Raw genomic sequence first — 16753 nt, forward strand, 5'->3', positions numbered from 1 at the left:
GACACCGAAGGTGTCAGCGCCTCACCCCCTCGCACATGGCGCATCTCAGGTCTCGCTCAAGCCCTCGAAGAATTCCTTCATGCGGGCGAAGAACCCGTTGGACTGCGGCGAGGTCTCCGAGGACGACAATTCCTCGAACTCCTCCAGCAACTCGCGCTGGCGCCGGGAGAGGTTCTGCGGCGTCTCGATCGTCACCTGGATGAACAGGTCGCCGACCTGCGTCGAGCGCAGCACCGGCATGCCCTTGCCGCGGACGCGGAACTGCTTGCCGGTTTGGGTGCCCTCGGGAACCTTGACCCGGGTGGTCGCGCCGTCGAGCGTGTTAACGTCGAAATGGCCGCCCAGGGCGGCGGTGATCATCGACATCGGCGCCTTGCAGAACAGGTCCGCGCCGTCGCGCTGGAAGAACTCGTGCGGGCGCACGGACAGGAAGATGTAGAGGTCGCCGGCCGGGCCGCCGCGCAGCCCCGCCTCCCCCTCGCCGGCGAGGCGAATACGGGTGCCGTCCTCGATGCCGGCCGGGATGTTCACCGAGAGCTTGCGCTCCTCCGGCAGCCGGCCGTCGCCGCCGCATTTGCGGCAGGGATCGGCGATGACCTGGCCGCGCCCCTCGCAGTTCGGGCAGGTGCGCTCGATCGAGAAGAAGCCCTGGGCGGCGCGCACGCGGCCAACGCCGCCGCAGGTCGGGCAGGTCTGCGGGCTGGTGCCCGGGCGGGCGCCGGTGCCGGTGCACTCGTCGCACTGGATGGTGGTGGGAACGCTGATCTCGGCGGTCTTGCCGGTAAAGGCTTCCTCCAGCGAGATCTCCATGTTGTAGCGCAGGTCCGAGCCGCGCTCGCGGCCGGAGCCGCCGCCGCCTCGGCCGCCGGCACGGGCGCGGCCGCCCATCATCTCGCCGAAGATATCGTCGAATATGTCGGCCATGGACGAGGCGAAGTCGCCCCGGAACCCGGCGGCGCCGCCGCCGTTCTGGAAGGCGGCGTGGCCGAAGCGGTCGTAGGCGGCGCGCTTCTGGGGATCCTTGAGGACTTCGTAGGCCTCGGCGAGTTCCTTGAACTTCACTTCCGCCGTGGCGTCACCCGGGTTCTTGTCGGGGTGATACTGCATCGCGAGCTTGCGAAATGCGACCTTGAGTCCCTTTTCGTCGACCTCGCGGGACACGCCGAGCATCTCGTAGTAATCGGCCTTCATTCACGCTTCCATCGGTTGTTCGGCAGGCTGGTCGCAACGGTCGACGGCGCCGGTGACGCCTTTCGTCGCAAGCCCAGCATGTAGGAATGGCCGCCGGGGGTTACCATAGCGGCAGCGGGAAAGGAATCGGCCGGATTCAGGCGGAGGCGAGCCGCGGCTCGCCCGTCCGGCGCGGGCGCGGGCCGGCGATCAGCGCGCCGAAGCGCTTCTCCAGATAGCGGTCCGACAGCATCGCCACCGCCAGCGTCGCCGCCATCGGCAGCAACCAGAAGACGTAGAAGTCGACGATGCCCGCCGGGCCGACCCAGCGGTCCCAGATGACGGTGAGGAAGACGAACTCCATCACCGGGTGCCAGAGGTAGATGCCGAAGGATACGCGCGTCACCGGCATGGCGAAGCGCAGGGCGTTGGTCGAGTGCGGCCGCGCGGTCTCGGCCAGCGCCGTCGCGGTCAGCGATCCGGCGAGCAGCGCCAGGACCAGATAGGCCGGCAGCTGCCCGATCATTGCCCCGACCGCCGCGGCGAGCAGCACCAGGCCGGGCACGTGCGAGCGAACATCCAGCGAGCGCCCGGCGACGATACTTGCGATGCAGGCGCCGATGCAGAAATCCGCAAATGCCCGGTAGGCCCCCATCGTGTCGGCGGTCGTCCAGTGGCCCGACGGAAAGACACCCCAGCGCGAGGCGAGCTCGAGCCCGGCGATCCAGCAGGCGGTGAACAGGCAGAGCCCCGGCAGCCCCTTCCAGCGCATGGCGACGACGATCAGCGGAAACGCCGCGTAGCAGAAGAACTCGGCGCTGACCGACCAGGAGACGTAGTTGAGCGCCAGGTGATCCGTGGCGCCGAGCGCGTGTACCGCGAGCAGATGCAGCGGCGCCGCCTCCAGCTCCCGCGCCCAGGGATAATTGTCCGCGCCGGCGAGCATCGCGGCGACCGCCACGGCGACGAAGAACAGCGTGACGATGGCGTGCAGCGGATAGAGCCGCGCGATCCGCCGCCGCACGAAGCCGCGATAGTCGGCGACGCCGCGCAGCTCGCCGCCGTAGCGCGTCGTGATGAAGAAGCCGGAGATCATGAAGAACATGTCGAGCAGCGGCAGCAGCCGGCCGAGGAACTCGGTGCCGGCCGCCGCGCCGTAGGGCGCCGTGTACAGGAAGTGATAGGCCATGATGAGGATGGCGGCGACGAAGCGCCAGCAGTCGAACAGGCGGAAATACACGGCAGCTCCGGTCCGATGCGGGGGCAGCGCGATACGCGGGAGCCCCGACTTGGAAACGCCGTCCATTGGCACTACCGACCACCCAGCGTGCAAGCGGAAGGTGAAAATTGCGTTAACAGCGCAGTCGCCACAAGGCCTGGCGCAGCCGCCGCCGGAAACGAAAAAGCCCCGGCGGATGGTCCGCCGGGGCTTCTTGATTGTCGAAGAGTGTTGGAGCGTCAGGCCGACTTCTTGCGGTCCTCGTCGTCGACTTCCTCGAAGTCGGCGTCGACCACGTCGTCCTTGCCCGATGCCGAGGCATCCTGGCCGCCCGCCTCGCCGGCGGCGTCGCTGGCCTGTGCGGCCTCGTACATCGCCTGGCCGAGCTTCATCGACACTTCCGCCAGCCGGTCGCTCTTGGCGCGGATCGAGTCGGCATCGGCCGCCTCGTTCTGCAGCTCGGCGCGCAGCTCGTCGATCGCCGTCTGGATCGACGCGCGGTCATCGGCAGAGACCTTGTCGCCGTAGTCGGCGAGGGACTTCTCGGCCGAATGCAGCAGGCTTTCGCCCTGGTTGCGCGCCTCGACGGTCGCCCGCCGCTTCTTGTCGGTCTCGGCGTTGGCTTCGGCGTCCTTCACCATCTGCTCGATGTCGGCATCCGACAGACCACCGGAAGCCTGGATGGTGATCCGCTGCTCCTTGTTGGTGCCCTTGTCCTTGGCCGACACGTTGACGATGCCGTTGGCGTCGATGTCGAAGGTGACCTCGATCTGCGGCACGCCGCGGGGTGCGGGCGGAATGCCCTCGAGGTTGAAGCGGCCGAGCGACTTGTTGTCGGCGGCCATCTCGCGCTCGCCCTGGTAGACCTGGATGGTCACGGCGTTCTGGTTGTCCTCGGCGGTCGAGAACACCTGGCTCTTCTTGGTCGGGATCGTGGTGTTGCGGTCGATCAGGCGGGTGAACACGCCACCCAGCGTCTCGATGCCGAGCGACAGCGGCGTCACGTCGAGCAGCAGCACGTCCTTGACGTCACCCTGCAGCACGCCGGCCTGGATGGCGGCGCCCATGGCGACCACCTCGTCCGGGTTGACGCCCTTGTGCGGCTCCTTGCCGAACAGGTTCTTCACCGTCTCCTGGACCTTGGGCATGCGGGTCATGCCGCCGACCAGAACCACCTCGTCGATGTCCGCAGCCGACAGGCCGGCATCGCGGAGCGCCGCCTTGCAGGGCTCGACCGTGCGCTGCACCAGATCATCCACCAGGCTCTCGAACTTCGAGCGCGTCAGCTTCATGGTCAGGTGCTTCGGCCCGGAGGCGTCGGCGGTGATGAACGGCAGGTTGATCTCGGTCTGCGAGGCGGACGACAGCTCGATCTTGGCCTTCTCGGCGGCCTCCTTGAGGCGCTGCAAAGCCAGCTTGTCGTTCTTCAGGTCGATGCCCTGGTCCTTCTTGAACTCGGACGCGAGGTAGTCGACCAGACGCATGTCGAAATCCTCGCCGCCGAGGAAGGTGTCGCCGTTGGTCGACTTCACCTCGAACACGCCGTCGCCGATCTCCAGCACCGACACGTCGAAGGTGCCGCCGCCGAGGTCGTAGACCGCGATGGTCTTGCCGTCGTTCTTGTCGAGGCCGTAGGCGAGCGCCGCGGCCGTCGGCTCGTTGATGATGCGCAGCACGTCGAGGCCGGCGATCTTGCCGGCATCCTTGGTCGCCTGGCGCTGGGCGTCGTTGAAGTAGGCGGGAACGGTGATGACCGCCTTCTCGACCTTCTCGCCGAGATAGGCTTCCGCCGTCTCCTTCATCTTCTGCAGGATCATCGCGGAGATCTGCGAGGGCGAATATTTGGTCCCCTCGGCCTCGACCCAGGCGTCGCCATTGTCGGCGCGCACGATCTTGTAAGGGACCATGCCCTTGTCTTTCTGCGTGGTCGGATCCTGGAAGGTCCGGCCGATCAGGCGCTTGATCGCGAAAAGCGTATTCTCGGGATTGGTCACTGCCTGGCGCTTCGCCGGCTGGCCGACCAGTCGTTCCCCGTCGTCGGTAAACGCGACCATCGAGGGCGTCGTGCGGGCGCCTTCGGCGTTCTCGATCACCTTCGCCGTCTTGCCGTCCATGACCGACACACAGGAATTGGTGGTGCCAAGGTCGATTCCGATTACCTTCGCCATGAGCATTCTCCTTTGCGAGCGAGCCACCCGGGACCCTCTAAGAGGCATTCCGCCAAGGGCAGCCCCCAGAATTCTTGGAAACACCGCGGGGCCAAAACCGTTGAACAAACAGGCTCTGCGGGGCTGGCGGCTATATATGAACCGGGTTTTCGGCGCGCAAGGCGGATGGTCGCGGTTTCGTGAGGAGCAGCGTCATCCGCAGCCACCGCCGCGCCTGGTGCGCCGTGAAACGTGACCGCCGAAGGAACCGCAGCCGCCCTCGCGCGCTTTACCGACGGTAATGACCTCGGAGCGGGTGGCCCGGCCAGCCTTCGCGGGGTTCCGCAACAGGAGTTCAGTCATGAACAGCATCATCTATATCGTCGGGCTGGTCGTCGTGGTCGCCATCGTGCTGTCGCTCATCGGCGTTCTCTGACGCCAAGCGACTCTTCGCCGATCGAGACGAAATTCGGCCCCGCCGGCCCTGCCGGTGGGGCCGCATCGCGTCCGGGGGGGCAGTAACCTCCGGCCTAACCGCCGAAGATGCGCCGGAACAGCGACTCGTCGCTGGCCCGACCGCCACCGCCGACGCGTCCCTCGACCGTCACGCCCGGCGGCGGCGGGCCGTCGCTGACGATCGCCCCGCGCGGGATGTCGCCCGGCGGCACCGGCGCCTCGTCGTAATAATAGCCGCTGTCGGGCGCGGCGGGGTCGTAGTAGCCGCCCTCGCCATAGCCGCTGTCGGCGGTCAGCGGGGCCTCCTGCTCGCCGATGCGGTAGTCGCCCGGCAGCGGCGTCGCCGGCAGTCCCTCGTGCGCGGCGACCATGAAGTCGTGCCAGGCCTCGGCCGGCAGCGTGCCGCCGGTGACCTTCTGCATGTTGGCGCCGTTGTCGTTGCCGAGCCAGACGCCGGTGATCAGGTTGGCGGTGTAGCCGACGAACCAGGCATCCTTGAAATCCTGCGTCGTGCCGGTCTTGCCGGCAGCCTGCCAGCCCTCGAGGGCAGCCCGCTGGCCGGTGCCGGCCTCGACCACCCGCGTCAGCATGGCGTTCATCATCCCCACCACCTCGGGGGAGATAATGATCGGCGGCACCTCGGCGCCGCGCTCCCACAGCACCTTCCCGTCCTCGGTGGTGACGCGGTTGACCAGATGCGGCGTCGCCCGGTAGCCGCCGTTGGCGAAGGGGGCGAAGGCGCCGGTCAGTTCCAGCAGCGAGACTTCCGACGTGCCGAGCGCGATCGAGGCGTTCTCGACCAGCGTCGACCCGATCCCCAGCCGGCTCGCCATCTCGATGACCGCCGGCGCGCCGACCGCCTCGACCAGGCGCGCGGCGACGGTGTTCAGCGACTGCCGCAGCGCATCGGCGAGGGTCACCGGGCCGCGGAAGCGGTTGTCGTAGTTCTGCGGCGACCAGTTGCCGATCGTGACCGGGCCGTCCTCGATCATCGTCTCCGGGCGCCAGCCCGCCTCGATCGCCGCGGCGTAGACGAAGGGCTTGAAGGTCGAGCCCGGCTGGCGCTTGGCGTCGACGGCGCGGTTGAACTGGCTCTGGGCGTAGTCCCGCCCGCCGACCATGGCGCGGATCGCGCCGGTGCCGTCGAGGGCGACGAGCGCGCCCTGGCTGACATTCTGCTTGGCGCCGTCGACGGTGGTGCGGATCGCCTTCTCGGCGGCGCGCTCGAGGCCGAGATCGATCGTCGTCTCGACGATCACGTCCTCCTTCACCTCGCCCACCAGGTCGAGGATGTCACGCATCACGACGTCGGCGGCATAGTGCTCCGCCCCGTTCCAGTAGCTGCGCGCCTTGGTCGGCTTCTGCGCCCTGGCGTCGGCGTACTCGGCGTCGCCGATGAAGCCGGTGTCGCGCATCGCCGCGAGCACGACTTCGGCACGCGCCTTGGCGGCCTCGGGGTCCCTTGCCGGGGACAGCCGCGAGGGCGCCTTGAGCAGGCCGGCGAGCAATGCCGCCTCGGAGAGGTCGAGTTCCGACGCGGGCTTGTCGAAATAGCGCCCCGCCGCCGCCTCGATGCCGGTCGCCCCCGAGCCGAAATAGACCCGGTTGAGATACATCTCGAGGATCTGGTCCTTGGTGAACTGGTGCTCCAGCCAGAGCGCCAGCACCGCCTCCTGCAGCTTGCGCTCCAGCGACTGCTCGGGGCTGAGGAAGATGTTCTTCGCCAGCTGCTGGGTCAGCGTCGAGCCGCCCTGCACGGTCTCGCCGGCCGCCATGTTCTCGAAGAACGCGCGGACGATGCCCACCGGGTCGATGCCGTAATGGTCGTAGAAGCGGCGGTCCTCGATGGCGATGACGGCCTGCGGAACGTAGGGGCTGATCTCGTCGAGGGCGACGGCCTTGCCGCCGGTGAGGCCGCGATTGGCGAGGACGTCGCCGGCGACGGAGACGATCTTGACGTTGGGCGGCCGGTCCGGGATTGCCCAGGCCTCCTGCGGCAGCTTCACCGCGACGTAGCCGACGAGGGCCGCCACGGCGAGACCGCCGACCATCCCCAGAAGCACGAACAGCCGGAACAGGTGTCCGATGAAGCTGCGGCGCCGCCGGCCACCGCCCCCGCCGCCCGAACGGGAGGCACGGCCGCGGCGCGGCGCATCGCGGCTGCCGGACGCGGCCCCGGCCTTGGCGGACTTGCGGGAGGCTTTCCGGCGGATGTCGTTGGCGGCTGGTGGCACGGCCCGGTCCTCGGCGCTGATCCGGAACTCGTCGTCGGCCGGCGCGGAAAAGGTCGGTTCGATTCGCTCGTGCCGTTTCGCAGCCATCTGCAGCCCTTGTCCGAAGGGCAAGCCGGCGTGCCGGTACCCTGTCCCCACTCGATCCCCGGCCTGCCGGCCTTCGGACGAAGTCGGCGCGGCCCGGCTCGCCGCCATGGTCGAAGCGGCGAGGCGATCGCTGGGGTGGAGCCTAAATGCGGCGAATTAACGGGGCGTTAAGCAATGCGGCAGGGCCAGCCCGACCGCCGCGCGACGATGGCAGGGTCCCGCAGGAGCCTTACCAGAGGTCGAGCGAGAAGCGCTTGGAGATGCCGAGGCCGAAGGTGAACTGGTTGGCGTCGCCCTCTTCGACGATCGGCGAATCCTTGGCGTCGCCCACCAGCCGCGAATAGGAGGCATCGGCATCGACGAACCAGTCGGTGAACACCTCGTAGCGGGCCGACGCCGCGACGCCGACGCTCTTGAAGCCGCCGTCGGGATCGTAGGGCGCGAGCCGGCCGCCGGTGTTGAAGGATTCCGACGTCGTGACGCCGAAATAGGCGTCCATGTAGTCGCTCGAGGCGAAGCTGGCGGTCGGGCCGGCCTTCAGCACGATGCGCTCGGTGGGCCGCGCGATCAGGTTCGCGCCGATGTCGCCGACGAAGCCGTCGGCGCCGCCGAAGGCATAGCGCACCGCGCCGTAGATCTCGGCATGCTCCCACTCGTAGCCGGCCTTGACGCCAAGTTCGTAGGTGGCGTCGACATCGTCGAGCCCGTCCAGGCCGTCATAGTCGGAGGCGTCGCGCTCGCCGATATAGCCGAAGGAGGGACCGACCGAGAAGCCGCGGCCGTCCTTGCCGCCGAAGGCGCCGAGGCCCGGGATGCTCAGATACTCGACGCTGATGATCGGCTGCGGGCTGAGCTGGTAGTCCTCGGCACCGTCATATTCCGGCACCACGACACCGCCGATTCCGAGGAAGAAGACGAAATCGGTGTCGCCGTAGTCGTAGGCCGCGGGCGCCGGCGGCGCCGCGTCCGGCTCGTAGGGGGCATAGACGTCCGCGGCAGCCGCGCCGAGGCTCGAGCCAAGCAGAAGGGCGAGGCCCACGGCGGCGGTGACGATACGCATGTCCTGATACTCCAGCCGTCCGCGTCTCTTCATTCGCCGGTCGAGCCGGCAGGACGCGTGATGTCCTTCGTTCATACGGTAATCTGAGTAATCGACAATCCGGGATCGCTCGCTTTGGCGCGGGTCCGCGATGTTTGCGCCGGCAGCGTTGCCCGGCGACAACAGCCGCACCATTCGGCCAAAGGATTGTAAACGCAGAAGGGCGCGGCAACCCCCTCGGCGCCGCGCCCTTCCGTCTAACCCCGCTTCCCCGTCGGACGAGTCATCGCCCAGGGAAAGTGCGGTACCCCTCATAAGTCAGATTGCCGGCAATCCGTTAAGCTTTCCTTAAGACGCGCGGCTGCCGAGCGCCTCCAGGACCCGCGCCCAGGAGCGCTGGCCCTTGTGGAAGGACGACATCTCGTACTTCTCGTTCGGCGAATGGATCGCGTCGTCGCCGAGGCCGAAGCCGATCAGCAGCGATTCCATGCCGAGCAGGTCCTTGAACTCGCCGACCACGGGGATCGAGCCGCCCATGGCGATCATCACGGCGGGCTTCGGCCATTCATCCGACAGCGCCGTGCGGGCCGCGCCGAGCCAGGGCGAATCGAAGGGCAGCTGGATCGCCGGCGAGCCGCCGTGTTCCTCGAACTCGGCGGTGCAGTCGGCCGGCAGGCGCTCGGTGACGAACCGGCGGAAGGCGGCGCGGATCTGCTCGGGATCCTGGCGGGAGACGAGGCGGAACGAGATCTTGGCGCGCGCCTCGGCGGCGATCACCGTCTTGAAGCCCTCGCCGGTGTAGCCGCCCTCGATGCCGTTGAACTCGGCGGTCGGCCGCGACCAGACCTGCTCCAGCACCGAGCGGCCCTTCTCGCCGGCCGGCACCGACAGGCCGACCTCGCCGAGGAAGTCCTTTTCGGAAAAGCCGAGTCCGTCCCAGACCGCGCGGACCGCGTCCGGCAGCTCGTCGACGCCGTCGTAGAAGCCCGGAATGGTCACCCGGCCGTCGGCGTCGTGGATGTCGGCGAGGATCTTCGCCAGCACCCGCGCCGGATTCTGCGCCGCGCCGCCATAGTAGCCCGAATGCAGGTCGCGGCTGGCGGCCTTGATGGTGAGTTCTTCGCCGACCATGCCGCGCAGGCCGGTGGAGATCGCCGGCGTCTCGCGGTTCCACATGTTGGTGTCGCAGACCAGCGCGACGTCGGCCGTCAGCTCGTCCCGGTAGGATTCGAGGAAGGGGCGCAGCGACGGCGAGCCGGATTCCTCCTCGCCCTCGAGGAAGATCGTCACCGCGCAGGGCAGACCGCCCGTCTCCGCCTTGAAGGCGCGGCAGGCCTCGATGAAGGTCATCAGCTGGCCCTTGTCGTCGGCGGCGCCGCGGGCGACGATCCGCTGCGTGCCGTCCGGCATGGTGACGATCCGCGGCTCGAACGGGTCGGTATCCCAGAGCGCGACCGGATCGACCGGCTGGACGTCGTAATGGCCGTAGAAGAGGACGTGCGGCGCGCCGTCGGGCCCGGGGTGGTGGGCGACCACCATCGGATGGCCCGGCGTGTCGCGCACAGCCGCGTCGAAGCCGATCGCCGACAGGTCACCCGCCAGATATTCGGCGGCGCGCCGGCAGTCGGCGGCGTAGGCGGGATCGGTGGAGATCGAGGGAATCCGCAGGAGGTCGTTCAGCCGGTCGACCGAGCGGTCGAGATTGAGGTCGAGACAGGCAAGGACACTGTCGAGCTTGGACATGGCGTGGGATCCCGGGAGAAGGTCGAGGACGTCTGCCGTCGCGCGGAGCCGCGGGCGGGCGCGTCGAGAATGCCATGCCTAGAGGACCAAGGGCCGGGGAATCAAGGGCGCAGACCGGAACGGGCGGCCGTTTCCACCGCCGATGACGGCGGCATCGGCAGATCGCGGGCAAACGTGACGCCGGAAGACCGTCGGGCGGTCACGCAAGAATGGAGGGATATCCTCAAAAGCAAAGAGAGCCGCCGCGGCCTGGAGGGGGATACACCGCGACGACTCCCTTGCTTTCTGCGAGCGACGGTCCCGGAGAGGGGGAAAGAGGACCGGATCGCTCTAATTCGGCCCAGAGCGGGGGACGTGCTATGGCCGAACACGGCACCGTTGATGCCGTCCCCAGCAAGATGCGACTCGCCCATAGGGAAATCAAGACCGCGCTCGCGCGCGTTCGTCACAACGGCGTGAAGATTTATTAACCGACGGTAACAAACACAGAGTAGTGGCGAAACGCAAGAGGGTTTGACTGACGCAAGGTCAATTTTCGTGCTCAGTGGCCTGGTCGTCGGCAGTCGGCGGAACCGCCCCGCCTCTCCCGATCGCGAAAGTCCACGACCGGGTCCCGGCCGATCCGGGCGCCGGCCAGAGTCACGACACGGCCGATGGACTTGCGCGAAGACCCGCGATACCACCGGCGCATGAACAAGGGCGACCACCTCTTCCTCGTCGACGGCTCGGCCTACATCTTCCGGGCCTATCACGCGCTGCCGCCGCTCAGCCGCAAGTCCGACGGCATGCCCGTCGGGGCGGTCGCCGGCTTCTGCAACATGCTGTGGAAACTCGTCGAGGAGTCGCGCGAGACGTCGGTGGGCGTGGCGCCCACGCATTTCGCGGTGATCTTCGACCATTCCTCGACGACGTTCCGCAACGAGCTCTATTCCGAGTACAAGGCCAACCGCACCGCACCGCCGGAAGACCTCGTGCCGCAATTCGCGCTGATCCGCGAGGCGGTGCGCGCCTTCGACCTGCCCTGCATCGAGAAGCAGGGCTACGAGGCCGACGACCTCATCGCCGCCTATACGTGCCGGGCGATCGAGGCCGGCGGCGACGTCACCATCGTGTCCTCCGACAAGGACCTGATGCAGCTGATCCGACCGGGCGTCGTGCTCTACGACCAGATGAAGGACAAGCGGCTCGGCCGCGACGAGGTGCGCGAGAAGTTCGGCGTCTTCCCGGAGAAGATGATCGACCTGCAGGCGCTGGTCGGGGACACGTCCGACAACGTCCCGGGCGTGCCCGGCATCGGGCCGAAGACGGCGGCGCAGCTGCTGGAGGAGTTCGGCGACCTCGAGACGCTGCTGGCGCGGGCCGGCGAGATCAAGCAGGTGAAGCGGCGCGAGAACCTTATCGCCTTCGCCGATCAGGCGCGGCTGTCGAAGCAGCTGGTGACGCTCGACTGCGACACCCCGCTCGACGTGCCGCTGGACGATCTGTTCATCCACGAGCCGGACGGCGAGAAGCTCGTCGCCTTCCTCAAGGCGATGGAGTTCGTCACGCTGACGCGGCGCGTCGCGGCCAGGCTCGGCACCGACGCCAGCGAGGTGGCGCAGGCCGAGATCGCCGTCGAAGGCCCGGCCCGCGGCCCCGACCTCGATCCGGCCACCGCACCGGCTCCGGCGGGCGCGGCACAGCTGAGCCTCACCCCTGCAGGCCTGGCGGAGAGCCGCCGCGCCGCGGCGGCGAATTCCGTCTTCGACCGCAGCGCCTACGTGACGATCCGCGACGCGGCGACGCTCGCGGCCTGGATGGACGAGGCGCGCCAGACCGGCATCCTCGCCGTCGACACCGAGATCTCGTCGCTGTCGGCGATGAGCGGCGACCTGATCGGCGTCTCCTTCGCCACCAGGGCCGGCCGGGCGGCCTACCTGCCGCTCGCCCACGTCTCGCCGTCCGGCGAGGCCGATCTCCTGTCCGACAAGAAGGTCGAGGAGGAGATCGGGCCGCAGGTGCCGTTCGCCGAGGCGATGGCCCTGCTGAAGCTGGTGCTGGAGGACGCGGCGATCCTCAAGATCGGCCAGAACATCAAGTTCGACTATCTCGTCCTGCGGCGCCACGGCATCACCGTCGCGCCCTTCGACGACACGATGCTGATCTCCTACGCCCTCGATGCCTCGGCTTCGCTCGAGGGCCACGGCATGGACGAATTGTCCGAGCGGCTGCTCGGCCACAAGCCGATCTCCTACAAGGAGCTGTGCGGGTCGGGGCGCGGCCTCAAGGCGATCGCCAGCTGCCCGATCGACAAGGTGACCGAATACGCCGCCGAGGATGCCGACGTGACGCTGCGGCTGTGGCTGGTGCTGAAGCCGCGCCTGGCGGCCGAGGGCCTCGCCTCGGTCTACGAGCGGCTGGAGCGGCCGCTGGTGCCGGTGCTGGCGCGCATGGAGGAGCGCGGCATCACCACCGACCGGCAGATCCTGTCGCGGCTGTCCGGCCGCTTCGCGCAGAAGCTGGCGGGGCTCGAGGCGGAGATCGCCGAGCTGGCCGGCGAGGCGTTCAATCCCGGCTCGCCCAAGCAGCTGGGCGACATCCTGTTCGGCAAGCTCGGCCTGCCGGGCGGGCGCAAGACCAAGACCGGCCAGTGGTCGACCGACGTGAAGGTGCTTGAGGAGCTCGCCGCCGAGGGCCACGAGCTGCCGCGCCGCATCGTCGACTGGCGCCAGCTGGCCAAGCTCAAGGGCACCTATACCGACACGCTGCCGGCGCACATGGACCGCGAGGGCCGGATCCACACCAGCTACGCCATGGCGTCGACGACCACCGGGCGGCTCTCCTCCTCCGAGCCGAACCTGCAGAACATCCCGGTGCGCACCGAGGAGGGGCGGGCGATCCGCACCGCCTTCGTCGCGCCGCCCGGCAAGCTGCTGGTCTCGGCCGACTACAGCCAGATCGAGCTGAGGATCCTCGCCCATATCGCCGACATACCGCAGCTGAAGGACGCCTTCCGCCAGCGCCACGACATCCACGCCATGACCGCGTCGGAAATGTTCGGCGTGCCGGTGGAGGGGATGCCGGCCGAGGTTAGGCGGCGCGCCAAGGCGATCAATTTCGGCATCATCTACGGCATCTCCGCCTTCGGCCTCGCCAACCAGCTGGCGATCCCGCGCGACGAGGCCGGGCTCTACATCAAGCGGTATTTCGAGCGCTTCCCGGGCATCCGCGACTACATGGATTCCACCAAGGCCTTCGCCAAGGAACATCTCTACGTCGAGACGCTGTTCGGCCGGCGGGTGCACTATCCCGACATCAAGTCGCCCAACCCCTCGGTGCGCGCCTTCTGCGAGCGCGCCGCGATCAACGCGCCGATCCAGGGAACCGCCGCCGACATCATCCGCCGCGCCATGATCCGCATGGAGCCGGCGCTGGCGGAGGCGGGCCTTTCGGCTCGGATGCTGCTGCAGGTGCATGACGAGCTGGTCTTCGAGGTCGAGGAGGACGAGGTGGAGGCGACGCTGCCGGTCATCCGGCAGGTGATGGCGGAGGCGGCCCACCCGCGGGTCGACCTCTCGGTACCGCTCGAGGTCGACGCCAAGGCTGCCGGTAACTGGGAAGAGGCGCACTGAGGCACCGCGGCGCCGGTTGCAGAATTGTCGCACCGTGTGCCGGCTGCGCAACCTTGCCTTGCCGGGCATGCCGGAGGCGCTAAACTGGCGGTGTTCGTCCCGGCGCGACCTCAAGCCTGCGACGGGCCGAAGGGCAGTGCGGCGGCGGAGAGCGATGGGTCACCAGGAACGAGAGCAGGCGGGCGCCAACGCGATGCCCGCCGGGGTCAGTGCGGCAGCGCTGGCGAAAGTGCCGTTGGCGCTGGTCCTGACCAATCCGCATCTCGACGGCAACCCGATCGTCTACGCCAACCGCGCCTTCGAGACGATCACCCGCTACAGCGTCGAGGCGGCCATCGGGCGCAACTGCCGCTTCCTGCAGGGCGACGAGACCGACCCGGCGCATGTGCGCCAGATCAGCGAGGCGCTGAGCGCCCAGCGCGACGTGTCGGTCGACATCGTCAACTACCGGGCCGACGGCACCAAGTTCCTCAACCGGCTGATGATCACGCCGCTCTACGACGACGACGGCAAGCTGCAGTGCTTCCTCGGCGTGCAACGCGACATGAGCGAGGGTGCCGACCTCAGCGAAGCCGTCGATGACGATCCGGCCGGGGAACTCGACGCGGCGCTCGGCGAGATCCAGCATCGGGTGAAGAACCACCTGGCGATGATCATCGGCATGATCCGCATGCAGGCGCGCAGCAATACCAGCGAGGAGTCCTTCCATGCGCTGGCCCGCCGGATCGAGAGCCTGCAGCTGCTCTACCAGGAGATGACCGAGGCCGGCGTCGGCTCGGCGCGGTCCAAGCGCCTGCCGCTCGGCGCCTATGTCAGCCGCATCGCCTCGACCATCGGCCATCTGGACGGGCGCCGCTCGGTGCGAGTCAATGTCGACTGCGACGCCATCGAGGTAGGCGTCGAGCGGGCCGCCCGGGTCGGGCTGCTGTTTTCCGAACTCCTGACCAACGCCCTCAAGCATGCCTTCGCGGGCCGCGACGAGGGGCTGGTCGAGGCACGGCTGAAGATGCTGTCGTCCGGCGTCATCCGGATGACCGTCACCGACGACGGGATCGGCCTGCCGGAGGGCAGCGACTGGCCCTATGGCGGCGCCCGGGAACCAGCGCCGGTCGACGCCGAGGCGGTCGCGGCGGTCCGCGAGGCTGCCGCCGAGGCGAGCGCCGCGCAAGCGCCCAACACCGCGCGCGAGATTGCCGACGCGATGGGAATGGGCCGTGCCGGCGAGGCGGGCGACGGCAGCGCCGTGGTCGAGGCGGGCGAGCAGGCGATGCGCCGCCGCCGCGCGCGGGAAGCGCAGCGCGGACTGGGCGGCCGGATCGCGGTATCGCTGGTGCGCGGGCTCGGCGCGCGGCTCGACGTCAACGCCAACACCTCCGGCACCACGGTGACGGTCGACATTCCCCCAGACCCCGAGGATCAATGACAGACTGGCAGAATGGCGCGCGCGACCGGCTGATCGTCGGCCTCGACGTGCCGACCCGCGGCGCGGCGGAGAGGATCGTCGAGCAGCTGGGCGATACGGTGCTGTGGTACAAGATCGGCTACCAGCTGGCCTATGGCGGCGGCCTGCCGCTGGTGGGCGAACTCGCCCGGGCCGGCAAGAAGGTGTTCCTCGACCTCAAGCTGCTCGACATTCCCAACACCGTGGCCAAGGGCGTCGAATCCGCCGCTGGGCTGGGCGCGTCGATGCTGACCCTGCACGCCTATCCGCATGCGATGAGGGCCGCCGTCGCGGCGGCGCAGGGCAACGAGCTGACGCTGCTCGGCGTCACCGTGCTGACCTCGCTCGACGAAGCCGATCTGAAGGAGGCGGGCTACGCCCTGGGCGTCGCCGACCTGGTGCGGCTGCGGGCGACGCAGGCGCGCGACATCGGCATGGGCGGCATCGTGTCGGCGGTCTCCGAGGCGGCCGCGATGCGCGCCCTGCTCGGGCCCGACATGGCGATCGTGACGCCGGGCATCCGCCCGGCCGGCGCCGCCGCCGGCGACCAGAAGCGCGTCGCCACCCCGGCCGAGGCGCTGGCCGCCGGCGCCTCGCATCTCGTCGTGGCGCGGCCGATCGTCGAGGCCGCCGACCCGCGCGGGGCGGCGGAAACCATCCTCGCCGAGATGGGCGCGCCCCGCGCCGCGGCCTGACTACCCCCGCCGGCCGGTCCGGCAGACGAGGACAAACCGAGGAGGAACGGATGGCCAAGGGTTACTGGATCGCTCGCGTCGACATACACGATGCCGAGGCCTACAAGGATTACGTCGCGACCGCGGCGCCGGCCTTCCAGCAGTTCGGCGCGAAGTTCCTGGCGCGCGGCGGGCGATACGTGCCGCTCGAGGGCCCGGTGCGCCAGCGCAACGTGGTCATCGAGTTCGAGAGCGTCGAGACCGCCAAGGCCTGCTACGACAGCGAGCAGTACCAGAAGGCGGCGGCGATCCGGCAGCGCTGCGCCGATGCCGAGATGGTCATCGTCGAGGGCCACGACGCCTGAGATGGCCGCGCCGGCCGCCCCGCTCTCCGGGCGCAAGCCGTTCCGCGGCATGGGCCCGAAGGGCTACCGGCTGCGGATGATGGAGCCGGGCGAGGCAGAGGTGCTGCTTTCGATCCGGCAGGCGTCCGGCGAGCCGGGCGAACCGCCGCCGGACATGCCGGATTTCATCCGCCTGATCCTCGCCCACGAGGTGTATGTGGCCGTCGCTAAACGCGGGGGCGAGGTGGCGGGCTATGCCGCCGCGGCCGGCGCGGGGCCGGTCTACCGGCTGGTCGAGCACCGGGTCGCGCCGGGGCATCGCGGGCGGGGCGTCGGGTCGGCGCTGCTGGTGGCTGTGACGCTGCGGGCACGCTGGTTCGGCCATCGCGCGCTGGCGCTCTGCGGCCCTGTCGGCCGGGGCGACGATGCGTCATTCTATCGTCATCTCGGCTTCGCGCCGGACCTGCCGCTACGGCCGGACCCAAGCGCCCCGCCGGAAACGCCAGTCACGGGCAGGCCGGCGATGGTGAAATGGCTTTGACGGCAGGGCGATCCACGGCAACCGGTCGCCCAGTTTGTGCATTGCAG

The 16753-nt window shown here is 68.9% G+C and carries 11 protein-coding genes; 5 read left to right on the forward strand and 6 right to left on the reverse strand.

Going from position 1 to position 16753, the window contains the following annotated elements:
- Window positions 1-45: 45 nt before the first annotated feature.
- The 6 genes from dnaJ to LXB15_RS18785 all read right to left on the reverse strand — a co-directional run bounded on the left by dnaJ (window position 46) and on the right by LXB15_RS18785 (window position 10095).
- The gene (gene dnaJ / locus LXB15_RS18760; RefSeq protein WP_233949882.1) at window positions 46-1191 is read right to left on the reverse strand and encodes a molecular chaperone DnaJ; all 1146 of its coding nucleotides are present in this window, start codon (window positions 1189-1191) and stop codon (window positions 46-48) included.
- A 136-nt stretch (window positions 1192-1327) separates the two neighbouring features.
- The gene (locus LXB15_RS18765) at window positions 1328-2410 is read right to left on the reverse strand and encodes an acyltransferase (RefSeq protein WP_233949883.1); all 1083 of its coding nucleotides are present in this window, start codon (window positions 2408-2410) and stop codon (window positions 1328-1330) included.
- Between the two features lie 218 nt (window positions 2411-2628).
- Window positions 2629-4557, reverse strand: a complete 1929-nt coding sequence (dnaK, locus tag LXB15_RS18770) for a molecular chaperone DnaK (protein ID WP_233949884.1) — start codon at window positions 4555-4557, stop codon at window positions 2629-2631.
- A gap of 509 nt (window positions 4558-5066) precedes the next feature.
- Window positions 5067-7313: a transglycosylase domain-containing protein gene (locus LXB15_RS18775; protein WP_233949885.1), complete on the reverse strand. Its 2247-nt coding sequence runs from the start codon at window positions 7311-7313 to the stop codon at window positions 5067-5069.
- 229 nt (window positions 7314-7542) lie between these two features.
- A complete protein-coding gene (locus LXB15_RS18780) occupies window positions 7543-8406 on the reverse strand; it encodes a MipA/OmpV family protein (protein WP_233949886.1) in 864 nt (287 codons plus the stop codon).
- A 294-nt stretch (window positions 8407-8700) separates the two neighbouring features.
- Complete coding sequence (locus LXB15_RS18785; RefSeq protein ID WP_233949887.1) at window positions 8701-10095, reverse strand: dipeptidase; 1395 nt, start codon at window positions 10093-10095, stop codon at window positions 8701-8703.
- Between the two features lie 689 nt (window positions 10096-10784).
- On the opposite strand from LXB15_RS18785, the gene polA reads away from it, so the two are divergent.
- From polA to LXB15_RS18810, 5 genes are all read left to right on the forward strand, one after another.
- Window positions 10785-13706: a DNA polymerase I gene (gene polA / locus LXB15_RS18790; RefSeq protein WP_233953248.1), complete on the forward strand. Its 2922-nt coding sequence runs from the start codon at window positions 10785-10787 to the stop codon at window positions 13704-13706.
- 154 nt (window positions 13707-13860) lie between these two features.
- Window positions 13861-15129: a PAS domain-containing protein gene (locus LXB15_RS18795; protein WP_233949888.1), complete on the forward strand. Its 1269-nt coding sequence runs from the start codon at window positions 13861-13863 to the stop codon at window positions 15127-15129.
- Window positions 15126-15842: an orotidine-5'-phosphate decarboxylase gene (pyrF, locus tag LXB15_RS18800; protein WP_233949889.1), complete on the forward strand. Its 717-nt coding sequence runs from the start codon at window positions 15126-15128 to the stop codon at window positions 15840-15842. Before LXB15_RS18795 ends, pyrF begins: the two co-directional genes overlap by 4 nt.
- Before the next feature lie 50 nt (window positions 15843-15892).
- Entirely contained in the window at window positions 15893-16186 is a 294-nt protein-coding gene (locus LXB15_RS18805) for a DUF1330 domain-containing protein (protein ID WP_233949890.1), read from the forward strand.
- A 1-nt stretch (window position 16187) separates the two neighbouring features.
- Window positions 16188-16706: a GNAT family N-acetyltransferase gene (locus LXB15_RS18810; protein ID WP_233949891.1), complete on the forward strand. Its 519-nt coding sequence runs from the start codon at window positions 16188-16190 to the stop codon at window positions 16704-16706.
- Window positions 16707-16753 lie beyond the last annotated feature (47 nt).

The organism is Aurantimonas sp. HBX-1, assembly GCF_021391535.1.
GTDB lineage: Bacteria > Pseudomonadota > Alphaproteobacteria > Rhizobiales > Rhizobiaceae > Aurantimonas.